Source organism: Pseudomonas lyxosi, from assembly GCF_047758685.1.
In the GTDB taxonomy this organism is placed as follows: Bacteria; Pseudomonadota; Gammaproteobacteria; order Pseudomonadales; family Pseudomonadaceae; genus Aquipseudomonas; species Aquipseudomonas lyxosi.
Window position 1 is genome coordinate 2459074 of the sequence record NZ_CP180481.1, and the last position, 22620, is coordinate 2481693.

Genomic DNA, 22620 nt, shown 5'->3' on the forward strand with positions numbered 1-22620 from the left:
TGGCCGTTTACCGAAATTCAGTCGCCAAGGTTATCGCTAACCGAGCCTTGTGCGCACCAACCGCAATCAAAGGGCTGGCCTATTTTTTCAATACGTTGCGCGGGGTCCAGGACCCAGGCGCGCGATTGCCATGGTGGCTGGTGGCGCAGGTGCTGGGTGTGACCGCAGGAAAGCTCGGCCACCCAGTGCCCGTCCTCATCCTGACGGAAGCCTGTGACCGTTGAGCCTTTCGCCGCCACCCGTCTGTCCGGGTTGTGTTCGCTTTCGGACGATTGCTTCGCTAAACTTGGCCATTCTTCATTCTTTTGCAAAAGGTCTCGCCCCATGCTGATCGCCGCCAATAAGGCTGTCTCCATCGACTATACCCTGACCAACGACGCTGGTGAGGTCATCGACAGCTCCGCCGGCGGCGCGCCGCTGGTCTACCTGCAAGGCGCAGGTAACATCATTCCGGGCCTGGAAAAGGCTCTGGAAGGCAAAGCAGTCGGCGACGAGCTGACCGTAGCCGTTGAACCTGAAGATGCCTACGGCGAATACGCTGCCGAACTGGTCAGCACCCTGAGCCGCAGCATGTTCGAAGGCGTCGACGAGCTGGAAGTGGGCATGCAGTTCCACGCATCCGCTCCGGACGGCCAGATGCAGATCGTCACCATTCGCGATCTGGACGGTGACGATGTCACCGTCGACGGTAACCACCCGTTGGCCGGTCAGCGCCTGAATTTCCAGGTCAAGATCATCGACATCCGTGATGCCAGCCAGGAAGAAATCGCTCATGGTCACGTCCATGGCGAAGGTGGCCATCACCACTGATTTTCTGCGCTAAGCTCAGAGAACTGGAGAGGCGCCCGAGGGGCGCCTTTTTTAGTCCGCGGCTGTCCTTGGTGACACCGCCAAGTGGCTGTTTCGAGAAGAACACGGGAATTTGGAGTTCGTCATGAGTGCTTTTCACGACCTTAAATTGACAGCCCTGGATGGTCAGGAGCTACCGCTGGCGCCTTTCAAGGGGCGTGTCGTGCTGGTGGTCAACGTCGCCTCCAAATGCGGCTTGACCCCACAGTACGCGGCGCTGGAAAACCTCTACCAGCAATACAAGGACAAAGGCTTCAGTGTGCTGGGCCTGCCGTGCAACCAGTTTGCCGGGCAGGAACCGGGTACCGAACAAGAGATCCAGGATTTCTGTAGCCTCAACTATGGCGTGACCTTTCCGTTGTCCAGCAAGCTGGAAGTCAACGGTCACGATCGTCATCAGCTGTACCGTCTGCTGGCGGGCGAGGGTGCTGAATTCCCGGGTGACATTACCTGGAACTTCGAAAAATTCCTGCTGGGCAAGGATGGTCGCGTGCTGGCGCGGTTTTCGCCGCGCACGGCGCCGGATGATCCGTCTGTCGTTCATGCGATCGAAAAAGCCCTGAGCTGAACCAAAAAAATCGCAGCCACCGAGCTGCGATTTTTTATGCCTGCCTTTTGACCCTTAATCACCGCAATCAATAGTGCTGTGCATCGCTTGTCGCTCCGCATATTATCGCCGTCATAAAACATCTGTCCCGTCGATACCGTTTTCGTGGAGCGTCCCATGCCCGTCAAAGCCCTGTTCAAACCGTTCCACCTCGGCACCCTCGAACTGCCGACCCGCGTCGTCATGGCGCCGATGACCCGTTCGTTTTCGCCGGGTGGCGTCCCCAATTCCAAAGTGATCGAGTACTACCGTCGTCGCGCCGCTGCGGGTGTGGGTCTGATCATCACCGAAGGCACCACCGTCGGCCACAAGGCCTCCAACGGTTACCCGAACGTGCCGCATTTCTACGGCGAAGCGGCGCTGGCCGGATGGAAAAAAGTAGTCGACGCGGTTCATGCTGAAGGCGGCAAGATCGTTCCTCAACTGTGGCATGTCGGCAGCGTGCGCCGCATCGGCACCGAGCCGGACGCCAGCGTGCCGGGTTACGGTCCGTCGGAAAAATTGAAGGACGGTCAGGTCGTGGTTCACGGCATGACTAAACAAGATATCCAGGACGTGATCGCCGCATTTGCCCAGGCCGCCAAAGATGCCCAGAGCATCGGCATGGACGGCGTGGAAATTCACGGTGCCCACGGTTACCTCGTGGACCAGTTCTTCTGGGAAGGCAGCAACCAGCGCACCGACGAATACGGCGGCAACCTGGCTAACCGTTCGCGTTTCGCCATTGAACTGATCCAGGCTGTGCGTGCTGCGGTCGGCGAGGGTTTCCCGATCATCTTCCGTTTCTCTCAGTGGAAGCAGCAGGATTACACCGCGCGTCTGGTACAAACCCCGGAAGCACTGGGCGAGTTCCTCAAGCCGTTGTCCGACGCAGGCGTGGATATTTTCCACTGCTCGACGCGCCGTTTCTGGGAGCCGGAGTTCGACGGTTCCGAGCTGAACCTGGCTGGCTGGACCCGTAAGCTCACCGGCAAGCCGACCATCACCGTGGGCAGCGTCGGCCTGGATGGCGAGTTCCTGCAGTTCATGGTCAATACCGACAAGATCGCGCAGCCGGCCAGCCTGGAAAAACTGCTGGAGCGTTTGAACAATGATGAGTTCGATCTGGTGGCGGTAGGTCGTGCGCTGCTGGTGGACCCGGACTGGGCGCAGAAAGTGCGTGACGGCCGTGAAGAAGACATCCTGCCGTTCAGCCGTGAGGCGTTGATGACCCTGGTTTAAGCCGAGGCTCAATGCCTGAGGCACGCGGGGTCTGACAAGCCCCGCGCAACTGCCCTTCAAACTGCTCGATAATCGCTGGCCAGCCCTGACGACTCGCATGCTGGCGCGCATTGAGCCGCACGCAGCGCAAGGTTTCACGCTCCTCCAGCAGCCAACACGCCGCATCGCAGAACGCCTCTTCGTCCCCCGGCATCGCCAGTACGCCGTTGTAGCCATGGCGAATGTGCTGAGCCGCTGCCGCCTGATCGTACGCCACCACACCCAATCCCGAGGCCAGCGCCTCAAGCACGACATTGCCGAAGGTTTCAGTCAGGCTTGGAAACAGAAATACATCCCCCGACGCATAGTGACTGGCCAAGGCTTCGCCGCGTTGTGAGCCACAGAAAATCGCTTCGGGCAGTTCTTTCTCAAGTGCCGCTCGTTGCGGGCCGTCGCCAATCACAATCAACCGAATTTTGCGCTGTGGATAAGTGGCTTTCAGTGCGTCGAAGCAGCGCTTGAGCAGGCCCAGATTTTTCTCCGGTGCCAGACGTCCTACGTGGATGACAGCGATGTCGTCATTACCCAATCCCCAGCTCTCACGCAGGGCGTTAATCCGCTTGGTCGGGTGAAACAACTGGCTGTCGACTCCACGCGACAGCAACGCCAGGCGCTCGAAATGCCGGCGCTCCAGTTCCATTCTTTGGCTCACGCTCGGCACCAGGGTCAGGGTCGTACGATTGTGAAACCAGCGCAGGTAGTGGGTCAGCAATCGCGTCAGCAGTCCAAGCCCATACTGACTGGAGTACTGCTGGAAATTGGTGTGGAAGCCGCTGACCACGGAAATCCCCAAGCGCCGCGCCGCGCGCAACGCGGACAATCCCAGCGGTCCTTCCGTGGCGATGTAAAGCACGTCCGGTCGATGACGTTTCCAGCGCCGCAGCAGCTTGTGCATCGACGACTGACCCCATTGCAAACCGGGATAACCCGGCAGCGGCCAGCCCCGACACAGCAACAACGCATCGTCGCTGCCCAACTGCTGATCGCAACCCTGACGCGGTCGCACCAATTCCACCTGATGCCCGCGCGCGCGCAAGCCGTCGCACAAGCGGCCGAGGGTATTGGCCACTCCGTTGATTTCGGGAGGGAAGGTTTCGGTGATCAGAGTGATATGCAGAGCTGTCGTCATGACCTCAGTGTCGGCTGAGGCCATGTCGTCAGTGTGACGGTGGGATGATGAATTTGTGACCGAATCAGCGCTGGACTACCAGGTTTTCCGCGCCGCGTTCACGCACCCAGAACAAGGTCGCGCCCGCCACGGCGGCCGGCATCATGAGGATGTTGACCACCGGAATCAGCAACACCAGATAAACACTGCCGCCGAAACTCATGCTCTGCCAGCGCTTCTCGCGCAGCCAGGCGAGCATCTCGTTCCAGCCGAGTTTGTGGTTGTCCGCCGGGTAGTCGATGTACTGGATCGCCATCATCCACACCCCGAACAGCAGCCACAGTGGCGCCGCGATGATGTTCACCACCGGGATGAACGAGAGGATGAACAACCCGATGGCGCGCGGCAGGAAGTAGCCGAGCTTGCGCATTTCCCGGGCCAGGGTGCGGGGGATCATTTCGATCAGTTCGCCCCAACTGAAGGACGGGAAGTCGTCAGTGCCGCGCACCACGACTTCGACTTTTTCCGCCAGGAAGCCATTAAATGGCGCGGCGATGATGTTGGCGAGCATGGTGAAGGTGAAGAACACCATCAACACCACCAGCACCACGAACAACGGCCAGAGAACATAACTGAGAAAACTCAGCCAGTCGGGCAGGGACGGCATCAACGTATCGACCCATAGGCTGAATTGATGGCTGGCCAGATAGATCAATCCGACGAACAGCACCAGGTTGATCACCAGCGGCAACAGCACAAACAAACGCAGGCTTGGGCTCAGGACCAGCTTGAGGCCTTCGCGCAGGTATTGCGGGCCGGACAGAACGGGGGCGGGCATAACGTGCTCCGAGCAAAGGGGAAACGCGCCGACCTTACCGGCTTTGCCTGACAGGTGAAAGCGCGGTAGCAGCATCGACATTAACTGTAACAAAGGCGCCTATGTATCCATCGTGATGGGATAGAGACCGCCTATGAGCTGGATTGTTAAACCGTATTTCCTTAATCTTCGCCCCCTCGATACGCTGCACCCCATACTTTTTACAGGACTGTCGAGCTCAAGCCTTCCCCAAGTGCTTTCAACGGTCCTTTTTTATTCCCGCCGGCAACCCGGCGTTCCGCGCCAGGTATACCGGGCCGGTTAACAGGAGCAGGTCATGTCTGAAGTCCGTCATTCGCGAGTGATTATTCTCGGTTCCGGCCCTGCCGGTTACAGCGCCGCGGTCTATGCCGCCCGTGCCAACCTCAAGCCACTGCTGATCACCGGCATGCAAGCCGGCGGTCAACTGACCACCACCACCGAAGTCGATAACTGGCCTGGCGACGTCCACGGCCTGACCGGCCCGGCGCTGATGGACCGGATGAAAGAGCACGCCGAGCGTTTTGAAACCGAAATCGTCTTCGATCACATCAATGCCGTGGACTTCGCTGCCAAGCCGTACACCCTGACCGGCGACAGCGCGACTTACACCTGCGACGCCTTGATCATCGCCACCGGTGCCAGCGCTCGTTACCTGGGCCTGCCGTCGGAAGAAGCGTTCATGGGCAAAGGCGTTTCGGCCTGCGCAACCTGCGATGGTTTCTTCTACCGCAACAAGCCAGTGGCCGTGGTCGGTGGTGGCAACACCGCTGTTGAAGAGGCGCTGTACCTGGCCAACATCGCCAGCAAGGTCACCCTGATCCACCGTCGCGAAACCTTCCGCGCCGAGAAGATCCTGATCGACAAGCTGAATGCCCGGGTTGCCGAAGGCAAGATCGTCTTGAAGCTGAACTCGACTCTGGACGAAGTTCTGGGCGACAACATGGGCGTGACCGGTGCTCGCCTGAAGAACAACGACGGCAGCTTCGACGAGCTGACAGTCGACGGCGTGTTCATCGCCATCGGCCACACCCCGAACACTTCGCTGTTCGAAGGTCAGCTGACGTTGAAAGACGGCTACCTGGTGGTGCAGGGCGGCCGTGACGGCAACGCCACTGCCACCAGCCTCGAAGGTATCTTTGCCGCCGGTGACGTGGCTGACCACGTTTACCGTCAGGCCATCACCTCGGCCGGCGCCGGTTGCATGGCGGCACTGGACGCCGAGCGCTACCTCGACGATCTGCAGAACGCTTGATTCTGATTCTGTAGAAACAAAAAAACCGGCCTCGGCCGGTTTTTTTGTGTCCGCAGAGGGACCCTGTAGCAGCTGGCGAAGCCTGCGTTCGGCTGCGAAGCAGTCGCGAAATCAGACAACGCGGTGTGTCAGGCAGAACCCGTACTCAAGTTTTACGACTGCTTCGCAGCCGAACGCAGGCTTCGTCAGCTGCTACAGGGTCTGCGTTTGCCTTGGTGGATACAGTTCAGCCCTTCAGCCGTTCTTGAACGAAGTCCATGACCTTCAACGATTGATAGATGGCATTGGCGGCAATCCGCCCGAACGGTCCGCCGTTCCAGTCCAGCAAGTACGGTTTGAACAGCTGATAACGCGCACTTTCCCCGCACACCGCTTCGGCGATGACCCTGCCGCCAATCGAGCCGGTATTCAAGCCATGGCCACCAAACGAGGTGCACGCCCAGACGCCCGGTTCCAGTAATCCCAGGTTGGGCATCTTGTTGGTGGAGTAACCCATCAGGCCGGACCAGGCCAATTCGATTTTTACCGGGGCCAGTTGTGGATAGACCGACACCATGTCGGCCTTGAGCATGGTGGCGAGGGCTTTTTCGTTCTGTTCGTTGCGGGTGGTGATGCGTCCGCCCCAGAGCAGGCGATCGCCTTCGACCACGCGGTAATAGTCCGAGGCGCGACGGTCGTCGGAGAACGCGGCGCCGGAGTCGAGGACGTTTTTGATCGAGTCGCCCAGGTGTTCGGTCAGCACCACATAGGTAGCGATGGGCAGGAAGGCGCGGCTGAGTTTTTGCAACTCCGGGCCGCCGTAACCGCCGGCGCAGAACACCAGGTCCTGGCAGCACACGGTGCCGTGAGCGGTCTGGACAATTTTGTCGGCGCCGTCGCGACGCCAGGCCAGCATTTTTGATTGTTCGAAAATCCGGCCTCCCGCTGCTTCAATGGCGAGGGCCAGCCCCAGGCAATAATTCAGCGGGTGAAAGTGCAGCGCCTTCGGATCCTCGATGCCTTGGAAATAGCGCAGGGTGTGGGCTCGCTCGCGGACCTGAGGGGTATCGAGGTAGTTGAGTTCATAGCCGAAGTCCCGGCGCATCGTGTCGATGTGGTTTTTCACGCCAGCGCTGTCGTCGTAACGCTTGACCCGAATCGTACCGGCGGAGGGGTCGCAACCGGGCAATGCCAGTTCGGCGATGTTGCGGCGGACAATCTCCACGCCCTCGACCGACATTTGAAACAGCGCCTTGGCCTGTTCCAGTCCCAGTTTCTTGCGGATCGCTCCCGACCCTTCAGCCCACCCCGGCGAGACCACGCCGCCATTTCGACCGGACGCGCCCCAGGCGACGTGTTGGGCTTCGAGGATGATCACGCGTTTGCCGCGCCGGGTCAGCTCCAGGGCGGCGGTAAGGCCCGCGATCCCGGCGCCGATGATGCAGACGTCGCAGCTTTCGTCAGTATTCAGGTCGGACCTGGCCGCGCGGGGTAGCGAGGTTTGGGAATACCAGGTGGTGGGGATGTTGTGCATGGTGAATCCTTAAAAGATCGCAGCCTGCGCAGGTGTGCCAGGCATGCGATCTGGGGATTGGCTTACTTGACGGTCGAATAATCCACGCCGTACCACTTGGTCGACAGCTTGGTCAGCGTGCCGTCCTTGTGCATCTCACCGATGATTTGACCGAGCTTGGCCTTCAACTCCGCGTCACCCTTGTCGGTGGCAATGGCCAGGGGTTCGTAGAACACCACGCCGTTGTCGATGGCACGCAGCGGATAGTTTTTCTTGATGGCCGCTTCCAGCGTGCTGCGCTGAGTGAGGATACCGTCTAGACGAACGCCGTCGCCCAGTCGCAAGTCATCCAATGGTCCAAGGGAGCCGGCATAGGTTTTCATCTTTTTGGTCTGTACGTCGTAGGTGACGGGGGGCATGTCAGTCGCTTCGATGGCCAGCGCCTGGTTCAGGTAATCCTCGGACGTGGTGCCGCCTTCGACACCGATCGTTTTGCCATTGAGCGCTTTGTGGTCGGTGAGTGTGGATTTGTTGTGTACCGCAAACACGTAGGGCACGTAGTAGTAGGTCGCGGGGAAGTCGAGAATTCGCGCGCGACTTTTGGTGGCGGTCATCGAGCCCACGGACATGTCCCAGCGCCCGTTCCACTTGCCCGCCGTGATCACGTCCCAATCAGGGGTGATGAACTTGACCTCGACGCCGAGACGCTTGGCGATCTCCTTGGAGACGTCGATATCAAACCCGTCGATTTCATTCTTGTCGTTGATAAACCCTTGGGGTGGCCAGGTCGCCGACGTGGCGACGGTCATTGTTTTACTGCTCTGGATTTTGTCCAGTACGGCTCCGGCGTTGGCGGCGCCGACGAACATCAGCGACATTGCGGCTGCGATTACGTGTTTTTTGCTGACCATGTCCATCTCCACTTATCGTTATTGTTATGAAGGGGCAAAGCGGTGCTCAGTGACCAATGATCTGTGACAGGAATTTCTGCGCGCGTTCGGTTTGCGGGTTGTTGAAAAACTCGGAAGGGGTGGCTTGTTCGATGACCTGGCCCTGGTCCATGAACAGCACGCGGTCGGCGACCTTGCTGGCAAAACCCATTTCGTGGGTTACGCAAATCATGGTCATGCCGTCGGTGGCCAACTCACCCATCACGTCCAGCACTTCGTGGACCATTTCCGGATCGAGGGCCGAGGTGGGTTCGTCGAACAGCATCACTTTGGGGTGCATGCACAGCGCCCGGGCAATCGCCACGCGTTGCTGCTGGCCACCTGACAGTTGCGAAGGGTACTTGTCGGCGTGTTCGGCAATTCGCACCCGCTCCAGGTAGACCTGAGCGCGCTTTTTGGCCTCGGCAGAAGACACGCCTTGCACCAGTTGCGGGGCCAGGATCAGGTTGTCCATCACACTCAAATGCGGGAACAGGTTGAAGCTCTGGAACACCATGCCGATTTCCCGGCGCACCGCGCTGACACTTTCTGCCTCGCTGGTGAGGGTGATGCCGTTGACCTGGATGTGGCCCTTCTGGAAATTCTCCAGATGGTTGATGCAACGAATCATCGTCGACTTGCCCGAGCCTGAAGGCCCGCACACCACCAGTATTTCGCCCGTGGCGACGTTCAGGTCGACATCGCGCAAGGCGTGAAAGTCGCCGTACCACTTGTTCAAACCGATGATGGAAATCATCGAGGGGCTGGTCTGCGCAACAGGTGCCAGGTCGATTCGTTCTGCCGTAGTCATCACGCATCAGCCCCTTGCAATGGATCGATTGACCCGTTTTTCGATTCGCGCCTGCACCCGTTCGAGGATGAACGACAGGGCCCAGTAAATCATCGCGGCGGTGATCAGCATTTCCAGGTGGCGGAAGTCCGCGCGGCCCTGGGTCTTGGCCAGGTACATCAATTCCCAGACGCCGATCACCGACACCAGCGAACTGTCCTTGAGCATGGCGATGAACTGGTTGCCGGTGGGCGGGATGATCACCCGCAAGGCTTGCGGCATGATCACCCGGCTCAGGGTCTTGAGCGGGCTGATGCCCAGGGCTCGTGAGGCTTCCCACTGACCGACCGGAATGCTCTGGATGCCCGCACGAAAAATCTCGGTCATGTAGGCGCCGTAGCACAGCGACAACGCGAGGATGCCGGCCGGCACTGCGTCCACCACATAACCCAGTTGCGGCAGTCCGAGGTAAATCAGGTAGATCTGGATCAGCAGCGGAACACCGCGAAAGAACGAGGTATAGAACGAGGCGATAGCATTGGCCAAGCCGTTGTTCGACAGCTTGGCCACGGCGCCGATCAATGCCAGCACGAAGGCAATCACAATCGCGATGGCGGAGATGTACAGCGTGGTTGCAGCGCCCTGGATGATCAGGAAGCCGATCTTGTCGAGGATGAAGCTGTAGGAAAGGTCGAAGGTGTCGAAGAACGCCAGGAACAGGACCAGCAGTTCGATCCAGACCACGGTGGTCTGCACCTTGAATTTCAAGCGTCCGAGGACATGAAAGTTCAGCGTGCCCAGTGCGGCAATCGCCAGCCCGATGGCGATATTGCGAGCGATCAGGCTGTCCGGGGCATTGCCCAGCAGCGGATGCAGGAAATGACTGAGGGCGCTGTTACCCAGGTTCATCAGGTAGGAGCCGAGAAACAGCACCACGGCTACGCCAAGCAGGAATTGAGGATCATTGGACTTTTTTTTATAAATTATATTGTCGTGATACATGAATGCCTCAGGCTTGTAGGTGGTAGTGATCTCGCTTGGTAAAAAGGGGTATTTGGCCAGTATTGCGACGCAAAATCGGGGACTACAAGCGAACATAATTCGCTATGTCAGTCCCTGATCGTAGTTTGCTTTTCAGGAAAGCTTTGCGAGGCACGCCTCAAGGATATCCAGCCCTTCTTCCAGCACTGCTGCCTCAGTGGTCAACGGTGCCAAAAGCCGAATGATGTGGCGCGACTTGCCGCTGGGCATCAGCAGTAAACCTGCGTCGCGGGCCAGGGCCAGCAATTGGGTCAACTGCGCTGAGGCGGGTGTGCCGTCGGGATTGATCAGTTCGATACCGCGCATCGCGCCAACGCCGGTCAAACGGCCCAGAAACGGGGAAAGCTTGTTGGCGCGCCAGGCTTCGTAGCGGCTGACGATGGCTCCTTCCTGTTGCGAGCCCCAGGCATGCAGGTTCGCATCGGTCATCTCGTCCAGGGTTGCCAGTGCTGCGGCGCAGGCAATCGGGTTGCCTGAATAGGTGCCGCCCAGTCCGCCCTTGGGCAAGTTGTCGAGCAACGACTTGCGCCCGACCACCGCACCCAGCGGCACACCGCCGGCGATGCTTTTGGCCAGCAGGATCAGGTCCGGCTCAATGCCCAGTCGCGAAAACGCAAAACGCTGGCCGGTGCGACCGAAGCCGGACTGGATTTCATCAGCGATCAGCAGGATGTTTTTTTCATCACAGAAGCGGCGGAGCGCTTGGGCAAATTCCACGTCCAGCGTCAGGAAGCCCGATTCGCCCTGCACCGGTTCGACGATAAAACAGGCGACGTCATCGACGTCGATCTCGACGCTGAACAGGCGGTCCATGGCTTTCAGGGCCTCCGCGCAGGTCACGCCGTTGTCCTTGCTAGGGAAGGGCAGGTGAAAAACCGGACCCGGCAGCACGCCGACTTTCTGTTTGTAAGGCGCGACTTTGCCGTTGAGGTTGAGCGTGGCGAGAGTGCGACCATGGAAGGCGCCGTCGAAGGCGATGACGGCCGTGCGACCGGTGGCGCCACGCACGATCTTCAGGGCGTTTTCCGCCGCTTCCGCGCCGCTGTTGGTGAGCATGCCGCTGACCGGGTAGTCCACCGGAATAAACGCGGTGAGACGATCCATCAGTTCGATGTAGGGCGTATGCGGAGCGGCGTTGAACGCATAGTGGGTCAGCCGGGTGGCTTGTTCGCGAATGGCCTCGACGATGCGCGGATGGCAATGGCCGAGGTTCAATACACCGATGCCGCCGACGAAGTCGATGTAGCGTTTGCCATCGGTGTCCCAGACCTCGGCATTTTTGCCGTGGCTGAGCGTGACGGGATGAACGATGTTGATCGACTGGCTGATGGTTTCGCTGCTCATGGATGACCGACTCTGAAGAAGGGATGCTTCTTTTTATCTAAGCCGTGAGCAGCGGTGCCCGGCAAACGAAATAAAGTTGCCGGGTCAATCTTAAAAGTCGGGATGTGGTGCGCCCCTTGTAGGAGCACGGCTTGCCTGCGATGGCGTCCCTGAGATCGCCATCGCGAGCAAGCTTTGCTCCTACAAAAAAGCGTTTAGTGGCGAGTCAGGGGTTGTTGGGTGAATTTGACGCCGGCCAGGCCATGAGCAATCAACGCGCGGATATTGCCGTGATCGCTGCCTTCAGGCGTCGCCACCACCGAACGGTAATGCTCGCCGAACGCCAGCAGCGCTTCTTCATCGCTCAAGCCTTCCAGCAGCGCCAGACCCAGGGTCTTGCACGAGCCTTCATTCTGCCCGGCTGCGTTTTCCACGCCGCCGTTGTTGAAAGCCTGAGGCTGATAGTCATAGCCGGCGGCGATGAACGCCAGGGTGTCGGCAAAAACGTGTTCGCCGCTCTTGAGGCTGGCGCGCAGGGTGTTCAAATCACTCATTGGGTTTTCCTTTGGCGAACGCCGCTTGTTGTTCGACGTTGGCTTCTTGCTGGTATTGGGCTTTCCACTCGGCGTACGGCATGCCGTAAACCACTTCGCGGGCGTCATCGAGGCTGACCTCGATCTGGCGTTCGTCGGCAGCGGCCTTGTACCACTTGGACAAGCAGTTACGGCAGAAACCGGAGAGGTTCATCAGGTCGATGTTCTGCACATCCTTGCGGCTGTCCAGGTGGGCGACCAGCCGGCGAAAGGCGGCGGCTTCGAGTTCCAGGCGTTGTTGATCGGTCATGGCGGGCTCTGTGCAATCAAATCGTGCGCGGATGATAAAAGTCTGACGAACAATGCGCCAGACGCGGTCAGCGGCTCGCTGCAAGCGTAATAGACACCGACTCGGCGAAACGCAGGGCGTGGGGCTTATCGACTTCGACCTCGGCGTACAACACAGACTCGTTGGCCATGACCAGATCGAGAATTTCCTGAGTCAGGCGCTCGAGCAGGGCGAAGCGATTGCCTTCCACGTGGGCGATGATCGCCTTGGTGATGGTGCGGTAGTTCAGCGCGTGATCGATGTCGTTATCACGCACCGCTTCCTGAGCGGCATACAGGATGGTCAGGTTGATCAGTACATCCTGCTTGTTGAGGATTTCATCCTCGTTGATTCCGATGAAGGTCCGCAGGCACAGGTCCTTGACCCGGATGCGTGCCGTTCCTGGTTGAAGTTGTGGCATTGCTAATTGCTCCGTCCAATCAATTGCAGGAACTCCTGGCGGGTGTTGCTCGACTCGCGGAAGGCGCCGAGCATCACCGAGGTGTTCATGGTCGAATTCTGTTTCTCGACGCCGCGCATCATCATGCACATGTGCTTGGCTTCGATGACCACCGCGACGCCCGCCGCACCGGTCACTTGCTGCACCGCGTCGGCGATTTGCCGGGTGAGGTTTTCCTGGATTTGCAGGCGACGGGCGAACATGTCCACCAGTCGTGCAATCTTCGACAGGCCCAGCACCTTGCCCGTTGGAATATAAGCCACATGCGCCTTGCCGATGAAGGGCAGCATGTGATGTTCGCAGAGCGAGTACAGCTCGATGTTGTCGACGATGATCATTTCATCGTTGTCGGACGCGAACAGCGCGCCGTTGACGATCTCTTCGACGCTTTGTTCGTAACCATGGCAGAGGTACTGCATGGCTTTTGCCGCGCGAAGCGGGGTGTCTTGCAGACCCTCGCGGTCGGGGTTTTCACCGAGGCCGATGAGGATTTCGCGATAGTTCTGGGGCAGGGATAACGTCATGGAACATCCTCGCGGGGGCCGCTTATTTGATGTGCCGTCCGCCGTTGACGGTCAGGGTCGTGCCGGTGACATAAGGGTTGTCGAGCAAATAGCGCAAGCTCTGGTAGATCACTTCGCTGCCGGGTTCGATACCCAGCGCGGACTTGGCCAGTGCCTTGGCGCGGTACGCCGCGTCGTCGTCGGGGTTGAACATTAGCAGGGCTGGCGCGATGCCGTTGACCTTGATTGTCGGCGCGTATTTCGCGGCGAAGGACAGGGTGAGGCTGTCGAGCCCGGCTTTGCTGGCGCAGTAGCCAATGTGCCTGCTGCTGCCCCTGCGGGTCACGTCGTCGCTGATGTGCACGATGTCCGCCGGGCTTGAGCGTTGCAGCAAGTCGACACAATGCAGATTGATCAGGTAGGGCGCCAGCATGTGGACGTTGAACATGCGGGTGAAGGCTGCGGCGTCGGTGTCCGGGGTTTCGGCCAGCCATTCGGAGGCGTTATGGACAATCGCCCGCAGGCTGTCAGTGTGGTTTTTCAGTTCGCTGATGAACGCGAAGATTCCGGCTTCAGTGGAGAAGTCGGCAAACACCGCGGTCGCCCCCAGGTCGCGCAGGACTTGCACACCGGGGCGTTCACTGCGGTAGCTGAAGATCACCGGCTGGCCATCCTCGAGCAAACGCTGCGCACAGTGCAGGCCGACACGTTGGCCGGCACCGGTGATGAGGATTGGAGCTACGAAAGAGGTCATGAACGGCTCGCGTCGCGGTAAGAGCAAAACTATACCAGCGACGAGAGGCGTACACCTATTGTGGTAGCAGGCCTAGCGATTCTGCGTTGAAGGCTCGGCGGGCAGCGGCCGTTGCGGTGTGGTGTTCAGCCAGCTGGCCAGCAGCCGGGTCGACAAAGGAATGAAGAAGTAGACCATCAGCGGGGTCAGGCACAAGGTGCTGATGAACACCCGGCTCAGCAGACCCATGTCGCTCAGCAACGGCCCGAGGATAAAGTTGAACAGCAGGGAAACCGGAAAGAATGCCAGCCAGATCGCCACGGCTTGTTTCCAGCGTGGTGGTCGCTGGCCGGTCGCGCCGAACCAGCCTTCGATGCCGCTGACCCGATGCTCGGTAGGATGGGCAAACAAGTCACTGCCGCGTGCCAGCCATGCGGTGCGCGATACGGAATGCTCCCAGGCGTGCAAAGTCTGCTCGTCAGCGAAGCGGAAAATAATCTGGAATTCGTCATCGTCGGGCGGCGGAGCGAGCACGCCAGAACCGAGATAGCCGGGAAAATCGGTGGCCAGTTGTTCGCCTTCGTGCAACCAGGCGATCAGGTCTTGATAGCGCCCATCGGCGACGCGGCGCGCAACCATCAGCGTGACGGGTGAGGTAGACATTGTGCATCTCCGTATAACAATCGCGTCGCTCCGGGTAGGAGTTTCGCCAGGCGCAGCGCCGGGGTGGTGGGCTGCGTCTTGGGACAAGCAAGGATTATTCCTGATTCTACCGGGTACGTCAGTGATATTCATCGCCATCAATGTCTTGAAGGGTAGGGGGGCGGGGGAGGTAGAATGGGATCCAATTTATACATGGACGTAAAATTAGAAAATGCCTGTCCTGACTGACATTGTCCCTGGGTTGCAGCCCGGTATTCCACTCGAGCAGGAAGAACTGTTTCCGATTCGCGAAGTGGCGCGCCTGACCGGGGTCAACCCGGTCACGCTGCGTGCATGGGAACGCCGCTATGGGTTAATACAGCCCACGCGCACCGAAAGTGGGCATCGTCTGTATTCGATGGCCGATATCGATCAGGTTCGCAGCATCCTTGGCTGGATTGAACGCGGCGTTGCGGTCAGTAAAGTCGGCAAGATACTGGCCAGGACTGCACCGCTTCAGGCGCTGTCGCACCTCATCCCGAATGAACTCGTGCAAGCTGACTACTTGCAATGGCGGCAGCAAGTTCAGGCGGCGGTGAGTGCCTTTGACGAGGTTCAACTGGAGCAGGTCTATGGACAGGTCTTTTCCAGTTACCCCCTGGCTGTTGCGTTTCAGGACATTCTGCTTCCGCTATGGAAGCAATTGCAGCAGCGCCATGACACATTCGGCCAGGCCAGCGAGTGGCTTTTCCTGGATGGTTTTCTGCGTTCTCGAGTGTTGCAACGCTTGCTGCTGGTGCGTGTCCTGCAGCCGCGACGGGTGATTGTCTGCGCCTTGAACGATCAGTGCCGTGAACTCGAACTATTGGTGACGGCGTTGCTTCTGAGCAGTGTCGATTCGGCGATTCAAGTACTGGCTATCGGTCAGCCATTTGATGAGCTGACCCTGGTCTGCGACAGAGTCAAACCCCAGGCGCTGGTGCTGGTTTCCAATCACGCGCCTGCACCCGAGTTGCCACGGCGATTGATGCGCCTGGCCTTGAGCCTGGATTGTCAGTTGATGCTGGCGGGGGATGCGTCCGATCTGCTGCAGGAAAGCCTGGCTGGATCGTCGATTGGATGTCTGGGTAACGAAGGATTGGTCATGCGTCAGCGTTTGAAACAGTTCCTGACGGGCAACCTGGACACTTGAATCACAGATGCATGGCCGGATGCGTCAGCCGATGCTGTTGAAGGATGTACTGGCGCAGACGCTCGGTTTCGTCCTTGTCACCCTGATTCAACTGATAGGCAAAGAAGCCGCTCCCGGTTTCTTTCTCGAAGGTGCCGCGCAACGCGATGCGCTCGTAGCCAGACGGGCTGAACCACAAGGCGAAATGTTTGGGCGGTTTGGTCTTGTTGCGAACTTCCAGCAAGACCCCTTTGAACGACACTTCGTGCACCCACATCGTACCGGGCTGGCCACTGGCATTCTCCAGCGCAACCGGTTCTTCGAGTACCAGGCGCCATGGCCGGACCATCGGTCCGTCTTCATAGATGCTGGGGACGCCGAGGCGTAAATGCAGCGCATGAAACTCGTCTTCCACCAGGTGCAGCGGGAAGGTCATTTGCTGATTTTCGAAGTTGGCCTGAATGGTGACTTGCTCATGAGCGGCAAGGCGCGTGAGCAGGTCACGGATCTGTGAACCACCGTTGACGAGCAGGCTCGACGTCGCATCCCGCACATTGAGTTGCGGGTTGTGTTGCATTGTCTGGATAAAATCCAGCTCATCCTGAGTCAGGAGTGCGTCGCGTTGCATAATCTGCTCGACAGAAATAGTTACAAAGTCACTGGTGATTGTAGTTAATGACAATCAATTCTTCGTTTTGTTTTCGCCGTTCGTCGCTTTTAGTGCGGCAAGTTCGGCCTGGACCTCGGCCAACTGCGCCTCCAATTGCGCGACTCGCTGCTGCGCCTTGACCTGAAGGGTGACGTCTTTCTGCACACCGATGAAATAAGTCTGTCCGTCATCCGGGTTCTTCACCGTCGAAAGGGACAGTTCGTTCCAGAACGGCGTGCCGTCCTTGCGGTAGTTCCTGAGGATTTCCCGGCAAGCCCGGCCATTGCTCAACGCCTCGCGAATCAACGGGAGAGCTTCCTGGTCGCGGTCCCCGGACTGAAGAAAACGGCAATCCTGGTAGAGGATTTCTTCGCTGGTGTAACCCGTCAGGCGTTCGAATGCCGGGTTGACGTAAATCAGGATGTTGTCCTGCTCGCCTTCCTTTTCGGCAATCACGATGCCGTCATTGGAAGCGTTGATCACCATTTGCAGCAGTTGGGCGTTAATCATCGGAGAGTCCTTTCCAATTTGATTGTGGGATGCATTCTAAAAGAACACTGAGAACTTTCTACTGGTCACCAGCGTTAATTGAGAGTCAATCGCAGCTTTTTTGCCACGGCTGTTAATATCCCCCGTCTTTTTACTCAGCTTCAGGATCAGATTGATGAAAGTCGCCATCCTTTCCGGCTCGGTGTACGGCACGGCTGAAGAAGTCGCCCGCCACGCCGCTAGTATTTTGAAAACCGCAGGTTTCGAAACTTTTCACAACCCGCGTGCGAGCCTCGCCGATGTTCAGGCCTTTGGCCCCGAAGCCTTCCTGGCGGTGACCTCAACCACCGGCATGGGTGAGTTGCCGGACAACCTGCAACCGTTGTATTTCGCCATCCGTGATCAGTTGCCGGCTGCCTGGCGTGGCTTGCCGGGCGCCGTGATTGGTCTGGGCGATGCAAGTTACGGCGACACGTTTTGTGGCGGCGGCGAGCAAATGCGTGAATTGTTCGGCGAACTGGGCCTGCGCGAAGTCCTGCCCATGCTGCGCCTGGACGCCAGCGAAAGCGTGACACCGGAAACCGACGCCGAGCCCTGGCTGGCGGAGTTGGTCAGCGCTCTGCGGGGCTGACCGGTCGCTCGCGCAGCAAGGCGAGCCAGGCTTGCGCGGCTTTTGACAAGTACGCGCCCTGACGCCAGATGAACGCGATATCCCAACGCAGATAGCTCGGTGCGTTCAAGGTCAGGCGCACCACGCCTGGCCGCACCAGCCCGCGTGCCACCACGCGCGGCAACAGCACCACGCCCTGGCCGGCAGCCACCAGCGCTGCAAGAAAGTCAGCCTGACCGCTGCGACCGCCTTCCTTCGGCGTAAACCCCAGTTGCTGGCAGGCTTGCAGCAAACGGTCGTTGAGCACGAAGCTGCGCTGATACAGGAGGAATGGCGTGTCGGCCAATTCCTCCAGGCCAATCACAGTCTTCGACGCTAGTGGATGATCGGCGGGCAGCAGGGCGTCCAGCGGCTCATCGCAGAAAGGCTGGAAGGCGAACTGCGGGTCCTTCGTCAACAGGCTGCCACCCAGTTCCAGCTCTCCACTCAAAACGGCCTGTTCGATGTTCAGGCTGCCACCCTCAAGCAATTGAATGCTGATGTTGGGGTAGCGTCGCCGGTATTCGGCGAACAGTCCGGCGAACAGCGCGTCGCTGCCCAATAGAGGCAAACCCAGACGCAATTCCCCGCGGGCCAGCTGGCTCAAGTCATCCAGCTCACTGAGCAGTTCATTGCGCAGCCGCAACATGCCTTCGGCCCGTAGAAGGACCACGCTGCCGGCGGCGGTCAGGCGCAGTTGCGAACCCTGCCGTTCGAGCAGCGCAGTGCCGAGGCTCTGTTCCAGCTGAGCGACTTGTTTGCTCACCGCCGATTGACTGATGTGCAAGGTCTTGGCCGCCTGAGTAAAACCACCCTGATGCATGACCTCGACGAAGCTGCGTAGCTGTTTGAATTCCATCTGCCTGATTCCATTTTGGAATGGCTTCGAGTCTAACAATTCGCTTCGGGTATAGCAGCCCGCTCCTTAAAATGAGCACCTGTGAGGACCGAAGACATGAACGCATCAACCTTAAAAAGCTTGGCTCGACTGGCGGCCGAATTGGCCGTGCTGCTGGCCATCTATCTGCTCGGCTGCCAGATGGCCGTGTGGTTTGCCTGGCCGATTCCCGGCGGTGTCATCGGCATGGTGCTGTTGCTGCTGGCGTTCGCTTTGGGTGTGGTCAAACCGGCGGCGCTGCAAATGGGCGCCGGCCTGTTGATGGCCGAGATGCTGTTGTTCTTCATTCCGGCGCTGATGAGCCTGCTCGATTACGGCGGTCTGCTGCGCAGCGACGGTTGGCGAATTTTGCTGGTGATCGGCGTCAGCACGCTGATGGTGATGCTGGTGACCGCGTTTACCGTGGAACTGGTGGTGCGGCTGAGGAGGTCTCGTGAAGCTTGAGCTGATGCCGATGTTCTGGCTGGCCTTCACGCTGCTGGCCTATCTGTTCAGTCGCTGGATCTATCGGCGCACCGGGCGCTATGTGTTGTCGCCACTGATTCTGGTCCCGGCTCTTTTGTTGGCACTCGCCGTGCCGCTGCACACTGCGTATGCCGAATACTCGAGCAACACCCATTGGCTGATGCTGGTGCTGGGGCCGGTTACCGTCGCTTTTGCAGTGCCAATCTGGCAGCAGCGGCAGATGCTGATGCGGCATTGGTCGGCGTTGTTGCTTGGGATGCTGGCGGGCAGCGCGGCGTCCATCGGCAGTTCGTTCGGGCTGGCCAAGGCGCTGGCGCTGGACAGTTCGGTGACGATGTCGCTGGTGCCGCGTTCGATCACCACGCCTTTTGCCATGCCGCTGGCCCAGGACCTGGGCGGCGTACCGGAACTGACGGCGGTATTTGTGATGTTCACCGGGGTGTTCGGGGCGATGCTCGGCGGCATTCTGCTCAAGTGGTTGCCCCTGCGCAGTGCCTTGGCTCGAGGGGCATTGTTTGGTGTTGGCGCACATGGTGCAGGGGTCAGTCGAGCACATGAAGTGGGGGGTGAAGAGGGCTCGGTGGCGGGGTTAGTCATGGTTCTGACGGGGCTGCTGAATCTGTTCGCCGCACCCTTGTTGGCGGCAGTACTTTGACATGGATCCACGTTCATTGGCGTACTGACTCGCTAGGCCATCAAGCTGGCTGCCAATGCAACTACACGAAGCCCGGGGCGTGACTAGACTGCTGTAACGTCGGTAAACAATAGAAACCCCAAGAATAAAAATTAGAGGTTCCTTGCCGTGAACGTAGCCCCCGTCCCATCGCCACACAGTGTCAAAGACCAGGTCAGCGCCGCCGAGTGGCAGACCCGCGTCGATCTTGCCGCCTGCTATCGTCTGGTCGCCCTGCATGGCTGGGATGACCTGATTTTTACCCACATCTCGGCCAAGGTCCCCGGTACCGAAGACTTTCTGATCAACCCGTTCGGGCTGATGTTCCACGAGATTACCGCCTCGAGTCTGGTCAAGGTCGATCAGGCCGGCAACAAGCTGATGGACAGCCCTTACGAGATCAACCCGGCCGGTTACACCATCCATAGCGCGGTGCACGAGGTTCGTCACGATGTCGTCTGCGTGCTGCACACCCATACGGCGGCGGGTGTCGCGGTGTCGGCGCAGAAACAAGGCATTTTGCCGATCAGCCAACAATCATTGTTTGTCCTGTCCAGCCTGGCTTATCACGCCTACGAAGGTGTTGCGCTTAACCATGAAGAGAAGGCGCGACTGCAAGCCGACCTCGGCGAAAACAATTTCCTGATGCTGCACAACCACGGTCTGCTGACCTGCGGCGCCACCATCGCCGACACGTTCCTGATGATGTTTACCTTCCAGCGCGCCTGCGATATCCAGGTGCTGGCGCAGAACGGTGGCGCCGAATTGATCGCCATCGAACCGCAGATTCTGGCAGGCGCCAAGGCAATGATCGCCGGTGTCACCAAAAGTGCTCAAGGGATGGGTGGCGCACTGGCCTGGCCAGCGCTGTTGCGCAAACTCGATAAACAAGACGCGGGTTATAAACTCTAATGGCACTCGCCGAGATCCCCCTGTGTGTCTGGCGCAAACGTGGCCAGACGTTCGTATTCCGTGGCCAGACCATCCGTTACTGGACGGCGGGGCAGGGTGAGCCGCTGTTGCTCATTCATGGCTTCCCGACCGCCAGTTGGGACTGGCATTTCCTCTGGCAGCCGCTGACCCAGCGCTATCGGGTGATTGCCTGCGACATGCTCGGCTTTGGCGACTCAGCCAAACCGGTGGACCACGAATACAGCCTGCTGGAGCAGGCCGATCTGCAGCAGGCCTTGCTGGAACATGTGAAGGTCGAGCAGCCGGTGCACCTGTTGGCCCATGATTATGGCGACAGCGTGGCTCAGGAACTGTTGGCCCGGCATTACGAAGCGCGCATCCATATCGCCAGCTGTGTGTTCCTCAATGGCGGCCTCTTTCCTGAAACCCATCGTCCGGTACTGATGCAAAAACTCCTGCTCAGCCCCTTGGGCTGGATGATCGGGCGAGCCTTTTCCCGTGATGGTCTGGTGAAGAGTTTCCGGCAGGTCTTCGGTCCGCAAAGTCGCCCCACCGAGAGCGAGATGGATGATTTCTGGAGCTTGATCGAGAGCAATCAAGGGCCACGGATCATGCACAAATTGATCGCCTACATCCCTGAGCGGCGTGCCCAGCGCGAGCGTTGGGTCAGCGCGATGCAGCGTGGTGAAGTGCAGTTGCGGGTGATCGATGGTGAGGTCGATCCGATCTCCGGCGCGCACATGGTCGAGCGCTATCGGGAACTGATCCCGAACCCGGACACGGTCTTGTTGCCCGGCATTGGCCACTACCCGCAAACCGAGGCGCCAGGGCTGGTGCTCAAGCACTATCTGGAGTTTCGCGATCAGCTGGTTTCACCGCCGCGCAAGGCCGCCTGCTCCTGATTATCCCTCTGCCTTATTGCGCACCATTCAGCCTCACCCCTGTTCATTGTGACCCGCATCGCCGTGCCTGACACTCGGACTCATTGTCCCCTGGTCTGCTGGAGTCCCCCCAATGAATGAGTCTGTGCGCTTCGAAGATAAAGTCGTGATCATCACGGGTGCAGGCGGCGGCCTGGGCCGGGCCCACGCGCTGCTGTTCGCCAAACAAGGCGCCAAAGTGCTGGTCAACGATCTCGGCGGCTCGGCTCAGGGCGAAGGCGCAAACGCTTCGGCAGCCGACCGGGTAGTGGCCGAAATCCGCGAGGCCGGTGGCATCGCCGAGGCCAACCATGACTCCGTCACCGACGGCGACAAAATCGTTCAGAACGCCCTCGACACCTTCGGCCGTGTCGATGTAGTGGTCAACAACGCCGGGATCCTGCGGGACAAGACCTTCCACAAAATGGAAGACGGCGACTGGGACCTGGTTTACCGCGTCCACGTCGAAGGCGCCTACAAAGTTACCCGTGCCGCCTGGCCGCACCTGCGCGAGCAAAACTACGGCCGCGTCATCTTCACCGCTTCGACCTCGGGCATCTACGGCAACTTCGGTCAGTCCAACTACGGCATGGCCAAACTCGGCCTCTACGGCCTGACCCGCACACTGGCCATCGAAGGCCGCAAGAACAACATCCTGGTCAACGCCATCGCCCCCACCGGCGGCACCCGCATGACCGAAGGCCTGATCCCGCCGCAAGTCTTTGAGCAACTCAAACCGGAACTGGTCAGCCCGCTGGTGGTGTACCTCGCCAGCGAGAACTGCCAGGAAACCTCCGGGCTGTTTGAAGTCGGTGGCGGCTGGATGGGCAAGGTGCGCTGGGAACGAAGCCTCGGCGCGGGGTTTGATCCGCGGGTTGGTTTCTCCCCGGAAGATGTGGCGGCGCATTGGCAGCAGATCTGCGACTTCGAAGGCGCGGCGCATCCGCAGGACAACCTTGAAGCGCTGAAGGAAATGATGGCGAATTTGCAGAAGTATTCGATTTAATGGAAACCAGCAAGGTCACCGTTTTTTGACCTTGCTGGTTCTTGATAGTCGGAACTGAAGTCGAATGCTTGCTTCTTTG

The 22620-nt window shown here is 59.2% G+C and carries 28 protein-coding genes; 11 read left to right on the top strand and 17 right to left on the bottom strand.

All coding sequences use genetic code 11. The annotated features are described in order from the left end of the window. Positions 1–17 precede the first annotated feature (17 nt). The gene (locus ACMXYI_RS11360) at positions 18–356 is read right to left on the bottom strand and encodes a DUF3565 domain-containing protein (RefSeq protein ID WP_415773260.1); all 339 of its coding nucleotides are present in this window, start codon (positions 354–356) and stop codon (positions 18–20) included. On the opposite strand from ACMXYI_RS11360, the gene ACMXYI_RS11365 reads away from it, so the two are divergent. From ACMXYI_RS11365 to ACMXYI_RS11375, 3 genes are all read left to right on the top strand, one after another. Continuing rightward, on the top strand, positions 325–810 hold the full coding sequence (locus ACMXYI_RS11365) for an FKBP-type peptidyl-prolyl cis-trans isomerase (RefSeq protein WP_007901600.1): 486 nt from the start codon (positions 325–327) through the stop codon (positions 808–810). The two genes, ACMXYI_RS11360 and ACMXYI_RS11365, sit on opposite strands and share 32 nt — an antisense overlap. A gap of 124 nt (positions 811–934) precedes the next feature. Continuing rightward, entirely contained in the window at positions 935–1417 is a 483-nt protein-coding gene (locus tag ACMXYI_RS11370; RefSeq protein ID WP_415773261.1) for a glutathione peroxidase, read from the top strand. 156 nt (positions 1418–1573) lie between these two features. Further along, positions 1574–2677: an NADH:flavin oxidoreductase gene (locus ACMXYI_RS11375; RefSeq protein ID WP_415773262.1), complete on the top strand. Its 1104-nt coding sequence runs from the start codon at positions 1574–1576 to the stop codon at positions 2675–2677. Here the strand turns inward: ACMXYI_RS11375 and ACMXYI_RS11380 are convergent. Both ACMXYI_RS11380 and cysZ read right to left on the bottom strand, forming a co-directional pair. Beyond that, positions 2646–3869, bottom strand: coding sequence for a glycosyltransferase family 4 protein (locus ACMXYI_RS11380; RefSeq protein ID WP_415773263.1), 1224 nt, complete (start codon positions 3867–3869; stop codon positions 2646–2648). The two genes, ACMXYI_RS11375 and ACMXYI_RS11380, sit on opposite strands and share 32 nt — an antisense overlap. 40 nt (positions 3870–3909) lie before the next feature. Continuing rightward, the gene (gene cysZ, locus ACMXYI_RS11385; protein WP_415757910.1) at positions 3910–4662 is read right to left on the bottom strand and encodes a sulfate transporter CysZ; all 753 of its coding nucleotides are present in this window, start codon (positions 4660–4662) and stop codon (positions 3910–3912) included. 316 nt (positions 4663–4978) lie between these two features. Between cysZ and trxB the strand changes: the two genes are divergently transcribed. After that, positions 4979–5935 carry a thioredoxin-disulfide reductase gene (gene trxB / locus ACMXYI_RS11390; RefSeq protein WP_008150707.1) on the top strand — a complete coding sequence of 319 codons (957 nt, stop codon included), beginning with the start codon at positions 4979–4981 and terminating at the stop codon, positions 5933–5935. 226 nt (positions 5936–6161) lie between these two features. Here the strand turns inward: trxB and ACMXYI_RS11395 are convergent, their stop codons facing one another. From ACMXYI_RS11395 to ACMXYI_RS11445, 11 genes are all read right to left on the bottom strand, one after another. Next, positions 6162–7448 (bottom strand): NAD(P)/FAD-dependent oxidoreductase, encoded by a 1287-nt coding sequence (locus tag ACMXYI_RS11395; RefSeq protein ID WP_415773264.1) that lies wholly within the window; start codon positions 7446–7448, stop codon positions 6162–6164. A 62-nt stretch (positions 7449–7510) separates the two neighbouring features. Next, entirely contained in the window at positions 7511–8338 is an 828-nt protein-coding gene (locus ACMXYI_RS11400; protein ID WP_415773265.1) for a transporter substrate-binding domain-containing protein, read from the bottom strand. A gap of 46 nt (positions 8339–8384) precedes the next feature. Next, positions 8385–9113 carry an amino acid ABC transporter ATP-binding protein gene (locus ACMXYI_RS11405; RefSeq protein ID WP_415773885.1) on the bottom strand — a complete coding sequence of 243 codons (729 nt, stop codon included), beginning with the start codon at positions 9111–9113 and terminating at the stop codon, positions 8385–8387. 60 nt (positions 9114–9173) lie between these two features. Next, a complete protein-coding gene (locus ACMXYI_RS11410) occupies positions 9174–10148 on the bottom strand; it encodes an amino acid ABC transporter permease (protein ID WP_415773266.1) in 975 nt (324 codons plus the stop codon). Between the two features lie 132 nt (positions 10149–10280). Further along, positions 10281–11531: a 2-aminoadipate transaminase gene (locus ACMXYI_RS11415; RefSeq protein WP_415773267.1), complete on the bottom strand. Its 1251-nt coding sequence runs from the start codon at positions 11529–11531 to the stop codon at positions 10281–10283. 194 nt (positions 11532–11725) lie between these two features. Next, the gene (locus ACMXYI_RS11420) at positions 11726–12064 is read right to left on the bottom strand and encodes a HopJ type III effector protein (RefSeq protein WP_415773268.1); all 339 of its coding nucleotides are present in this window, start codon (positions 12062–12064) and stop codon (positions 11726–11728) included. Next, positions 12057–12353: a DUF1244 domain-containing protein gene (locus tag ACMXYI_RS11425; protein WP_415773269.1), complete on the bottom strand. Its 297-nt coding sequence runs from the start codon at positions 12351–12353 to the stop codon at positions 12057–12059. The genes ACMXYI_RS11420 and ACMXYI_RS11425 overlap by 8 nt, the downstream gene beginning before the upstream one ends. Positions 12354–12420: 67 nt before the next feature. Further along, positions 12421–12792, bottom strand: coding sequence for a dihydroneopterin triphosphate 2'-epimerase (gene folX / locus ACMXYI_RS11430; RefSeq protein WP_129438421.1), 372 nt, complete (start codon positions 12790–12792; stop codon positions 12421–12423). A gap of 2 nt (positions 12793–12794) precedes the next feature. Further along, positions 12795–13355 carry a GTP cyclohydrolase I FolE gene (gene folE, locus ACMXYI_RS11435; protein ID WP_415773270.1) on the bottom strand — a complete coding sequence of 187 codons (561 nt, stop codon included), beginning with the start codon at positions 13353–13355 and terminating at the stop codon, positions 12795–12797. Positions 13356–13377: 22 nt separating this feature from the next. After that, positions 13378–14088: a dihydromonapterin reductase gene (folM, locus tag ACMXYI_RS11440; RefSeq protein ID WP_415773271.1), complete on the bottom strand. Its 711-nt coding sequence runs from the start codon at positions 14086–14088 to the stop codon at positions 13378–13380. A 72-nt stretch (positions 14089–14160) separates the two neighbouring features. Beyond that, positions 14161–14730: an antibiotic biosynthesis monooxygenase gene (locus tag ACMXYI_RS11445; protein WP_415773272.1), complete on the bottom strand. Its 570-nt coding sequence runs from the start codon at positions 14728–14730 to the stop codon at positions 14161–14163. Between the two features lie 211 nt (positions 14731–14941). On the opposite strand from ACMXYI_RS11445, the gene ACMXYI_RS11450 reads away from it, so the two are divergent. Next, positions 14942–15901, top strand: coding sequence for a MerR family transcriptional regulator (locus ACMXYI_RS11450; protein ID WP_415773273.1), 960 nt, complete (start codon positions 14942–14944; stop codon positions 15899–15901). A 1-nt stretch (position 15902) separates the two neighbouring features. Here ACMXYI_RS11450 and ACMXYI_RS11455 read toward each other — a convergent pair whose 3' ends face one another. Beyond that, on the bottom strand, positions 15903–16508 hold the full coding sequence (locus ACMXYI_RS11455; protein ID WP_415773274.1) for a hypothetical protein: 606 nt from the start codon (positions 16506–16508) through the stop codon (positions 15903–15905). Between the two features lie 54 nt (positions 16509–16562). After that, on the bottom strand, positions 16563–17039 hold the full coding sequence (locus ACMXYI_RS11460) for a PAS domain-containing protein (RefSeq protein ID WP_415773275.1): 477 nt from the start codon (positions 17037–17039) through the stop codon (positions 16563–16565). A gap of 154 nt (positions 17040–17193) precedes the next feature. Between ACMXYI_RS11460 and ACMXYI_RS11465 the strand changes: the two genes are divergently transcribed. Then, positions 17194–17649: a flavodoxin gene (locus tag ACMXYI_RS11465; protein ID WP_415773276.1), complete on the top strand. Its 456-nt coding sequence runs from the start codon at positions 17194–17196 to the stop codon at positions 17647–17649. Here the strand turns inward: ACMXYI_RS11465 and ACMXYI_RS11470 are convergent. Then, positions 17630–18526 carry a LysR family transcriptional regulator gene (locus ACMXYI_RS11470; protein WP_046052913.1) on the bottom strand — a complete coding sequence of 299 codons (897 nt, stop codon included), beginning with the start codon at positions 18524–18526 and terminating at the stop codon, positions 17630–17632. The genes ACMXYI_RS11465 and ACMXYI_RS11470 overlap by 20 nt on opposite strands. A gap of 96 nt (positions 18527–18622) precedes the next feature. On the opposite strand from ACMXYI_RS11470, the gene ACMXYI_RS11475 reads away from it, so the two are divergent. The 5 genes from ACMXYI_RS11475 to ACMXYI_RS11495 all read left to right on the top strand — a co-directional run bounded on the left by ACMXYI_RS11475 (position 18623) and on the right by ACMXYI_RS11495 (position 22541). Continuing rightward, a complete protein-coding gene (locus tag ACMXYI_RS11475; RefSeq protein ID WP_415773277.1) occupies positions 18623–19009 on the top strand; it encodes a CidA/LrgA family protein in 387 nt (128 codons plus the stop codon). Further along, a complete protein-coding gene (locus tag ACMXYI_RS11480; RefSeq protein WP_056743013.1) occupies positions 18999–19685 on the top strand; it encodes an LrgB family protein in 687 nt (228 codons plus the stop codon). The genes ACMXYI_RS11475 and ACMXYI_RS11480 overlap by 11 nt, the downstream gene beginning before the upstream one ends. A 147-nt stretch (positions 19686–19832) precedes the next feature. After that, positions 19833–20615, top strand: coding sequence for a class II aldolase/adducin family protein (locus tag ACMXYI_RS11485; RefSeq protein WP_415773278.1), 783 nt, complete (start codon positions 19833–19835; stop codon positions 20613–20615). Then, positions 20615–21517: an alpha/beta fold hydrolase gene (locus ACMXYI_RS11490; protein ID WP_415773279.1), complete on the top strand. Its 903-nt coding sequence runs from the start codon at positions 20615–20617 to the stop codon at positions 21515–21517. The genes ACMXYI_RS11485 and ACMXYI_RS11490 overlap by 1 nt, the downstream gene beginning before the upstream one ends. Positions 21518–21629: 112 nt before the next feature. Beyond that, complete coding sequence (locus ACMXYI_RS11495) at positions 21630–22541, top strand: SDR family oxidoreductase (RefSeq protein WP_046052916.1); 912 nt, start codon at positions 21630–21632, stop codon at positions 22539–22541. Positions 22542–22620 lie beyond the last annotated feature (79 nt).

Coding starts and splice junctions, on each gene's coding strand:
- ACMXYI_RS11365 (WP_007901600.1), top strand. CDS start 325: ATGCTGATCGCCGCCAATAAGGCTGTCTCCATCGACTATACCCTGACC.
- ACMXYI_RS11360 (WP_415773260.1), bottom strand. CDS start 356: ATGGAGACAGCCTTATTGGCGGCGATCAGCATGGGGCGAGACCTTTTG.
- ACMXYI_RS11370 (WP_415773261.1), top strand. CDS start 935: ATGAGTGCTTTTCACGACCTTAAATTGACAGCCCTGGATGGTCAGGAG.
- ACMXYI_RS11375 (WP_415773262.1), top strand. CDS start 1,574: ATGCCCGTCAAAGCCCTGTTCAAACCGTTCCACCTCGGCACCCTCGAA.
- ACMXYI_RS11380 (WP_415773263.1), bottom strand. CDS start 3,869: ATGGCCTCAGCCGACACTGAGGTCATGACGACAGCTCTGCATATCACT.
- cysZ (WP_415757910.1), bottom strand. CDS start 4,662: ATGCCCGCCCCCGTTCTGTCCGGCCCGCAATACCTGCGCGAAGGCCTC.
- trxB (WP_008150707.1), top strand. CDS start 4,979: ATGTCTGAAGTCCGTCATTCGCGAGTGATTATTCTCGGTTCCGGCCCT.
- ACMXYI_RS11395 (WP_415773264.1), bottom strand. CDS start 7,448: ATGCACAACATCCCCACCACCTGGTATTCCCAAACCTCGCTACCCCGC.
- ACMXYI_RS11400 (WP_415773265.1), bottom strand. CDS start 8,338: ATGGTCAGCAAAAAACACGTAATCGCAGCCGCAATGTCGCTGATGTTC.
- ACMXYI_RS11405 (WP_415773885.1), bottom strand. CDS start 9,113: ATGATTTCCATCATCGGTTTGAACAAGTGGTACGGCGACTTTCACGCC.
- ACMXYI_RS11410 (WP_415773266.1), bottom strand. CDS start 10,148: ATGTATCACGACAATATAATTTATAAAAAAAAGTCCAATGATCCTCAA.
- ACMXYI_RS11415 (WP_415773267.1), bottom strand. CDS start 11,531: ATGAGCAGCGAAACCATCAGCCAGTCGATCAACATCGTTCATCCCGTC.
- ACMXYI_RS11420 (WP_415773268.1), bottom strand. CDS start 12,064: ATGAGTGATTTGAACACCCTGCGCGCCAGCCTCAAGAGCGGCGAACAC.
- ACMXYI_RS11425 (WP_415773269.1), bottom strand. CDS start 12,353: ATGACCGATCAACAACGCCTGGAACTCGAAGCCGCCGCCTTTCGCCGG.
- folX (WP_129438421.1), bottom strand. CDS start 12,792: ATGCCACAACTTCAACCAGGAACGGCACGCATCCGGGTCAAGGACCTG.
- folE (WP_415773270.1), bottom strand. CDS start 13,355: ATGACGTTATCCCTGCCCCAGAACTATCGCGAAATCCTCATCGGCCTC.
- folM (WP_415773271.1), bottom strand. CDS start 14,088: ATGACCTCTTTCGTAGCTCCAATCCTCATCACCGGTGCCGGCCAACGT.
- ACMXYI_RS11445 (WP_415773272.1), bottom strand. CDS start 14,730: ATGTCTACCTCACCCGTCACGCTGATGGTTGCGCGCCGCGTCGCCGAT.
- ACMXYI_RS11450 (WP_415773273.1), top strand. CDS start 14,942: ATGCCTGTCCTGACTGACATTGTCCCTGGGTTGCAGCCCGGTATTCCA.
- ACMXYI_RS11455 (WP_415773274.1), bottom strand. CDS start 16,508: ATGCAACGCGACGCACTCCTGACTCAGGATGAGCTGGATTTTATCCAG.
- ACMXYI_RS11460 (WP_415773275.1), bottom strand. CDS start 17,039: ATGATTAACGCCCAACTGCTGCAAATGGTGATCAACGCTTCCAATGAC.
- ACMXYI_RS11465 (WP_415773276.1), top strand. CDS start 17,194: ATGAAAGTCGCCATCCTTTCCGGCTCGGTGTACGGCACGGCTGAAGAA.
- ACMXYI_RS11470 (WP_046052913.1), bottom strand. CDS start 18,526: ATGGAATTCAAACAGCTACGCAGCTTCGTCGAGGTCATGCATCAGGGT.
- ACMXYI_RS11475 (WP_415773277.1), top strand. CDS start 18,623: ATGAACGCATCAACCTTAAAAAGCTTGGCTCGACTGGCGGCCGAATTG.
- ACMXYI_RS11490 (WP_415773279.1), top strand. CDS start 20,615: ATGGCACTCGCCGAGATCCCCCTGTGTGTCTGGCGCAAACGTGGCCAG.
- ACMXYI_RS11495 (WP_046052916.1), top strand. CDS start 21,630: ATGAATGAGTCTGTGCGCTTCGAAGATAAAGTCGTGATCATCACGGGT.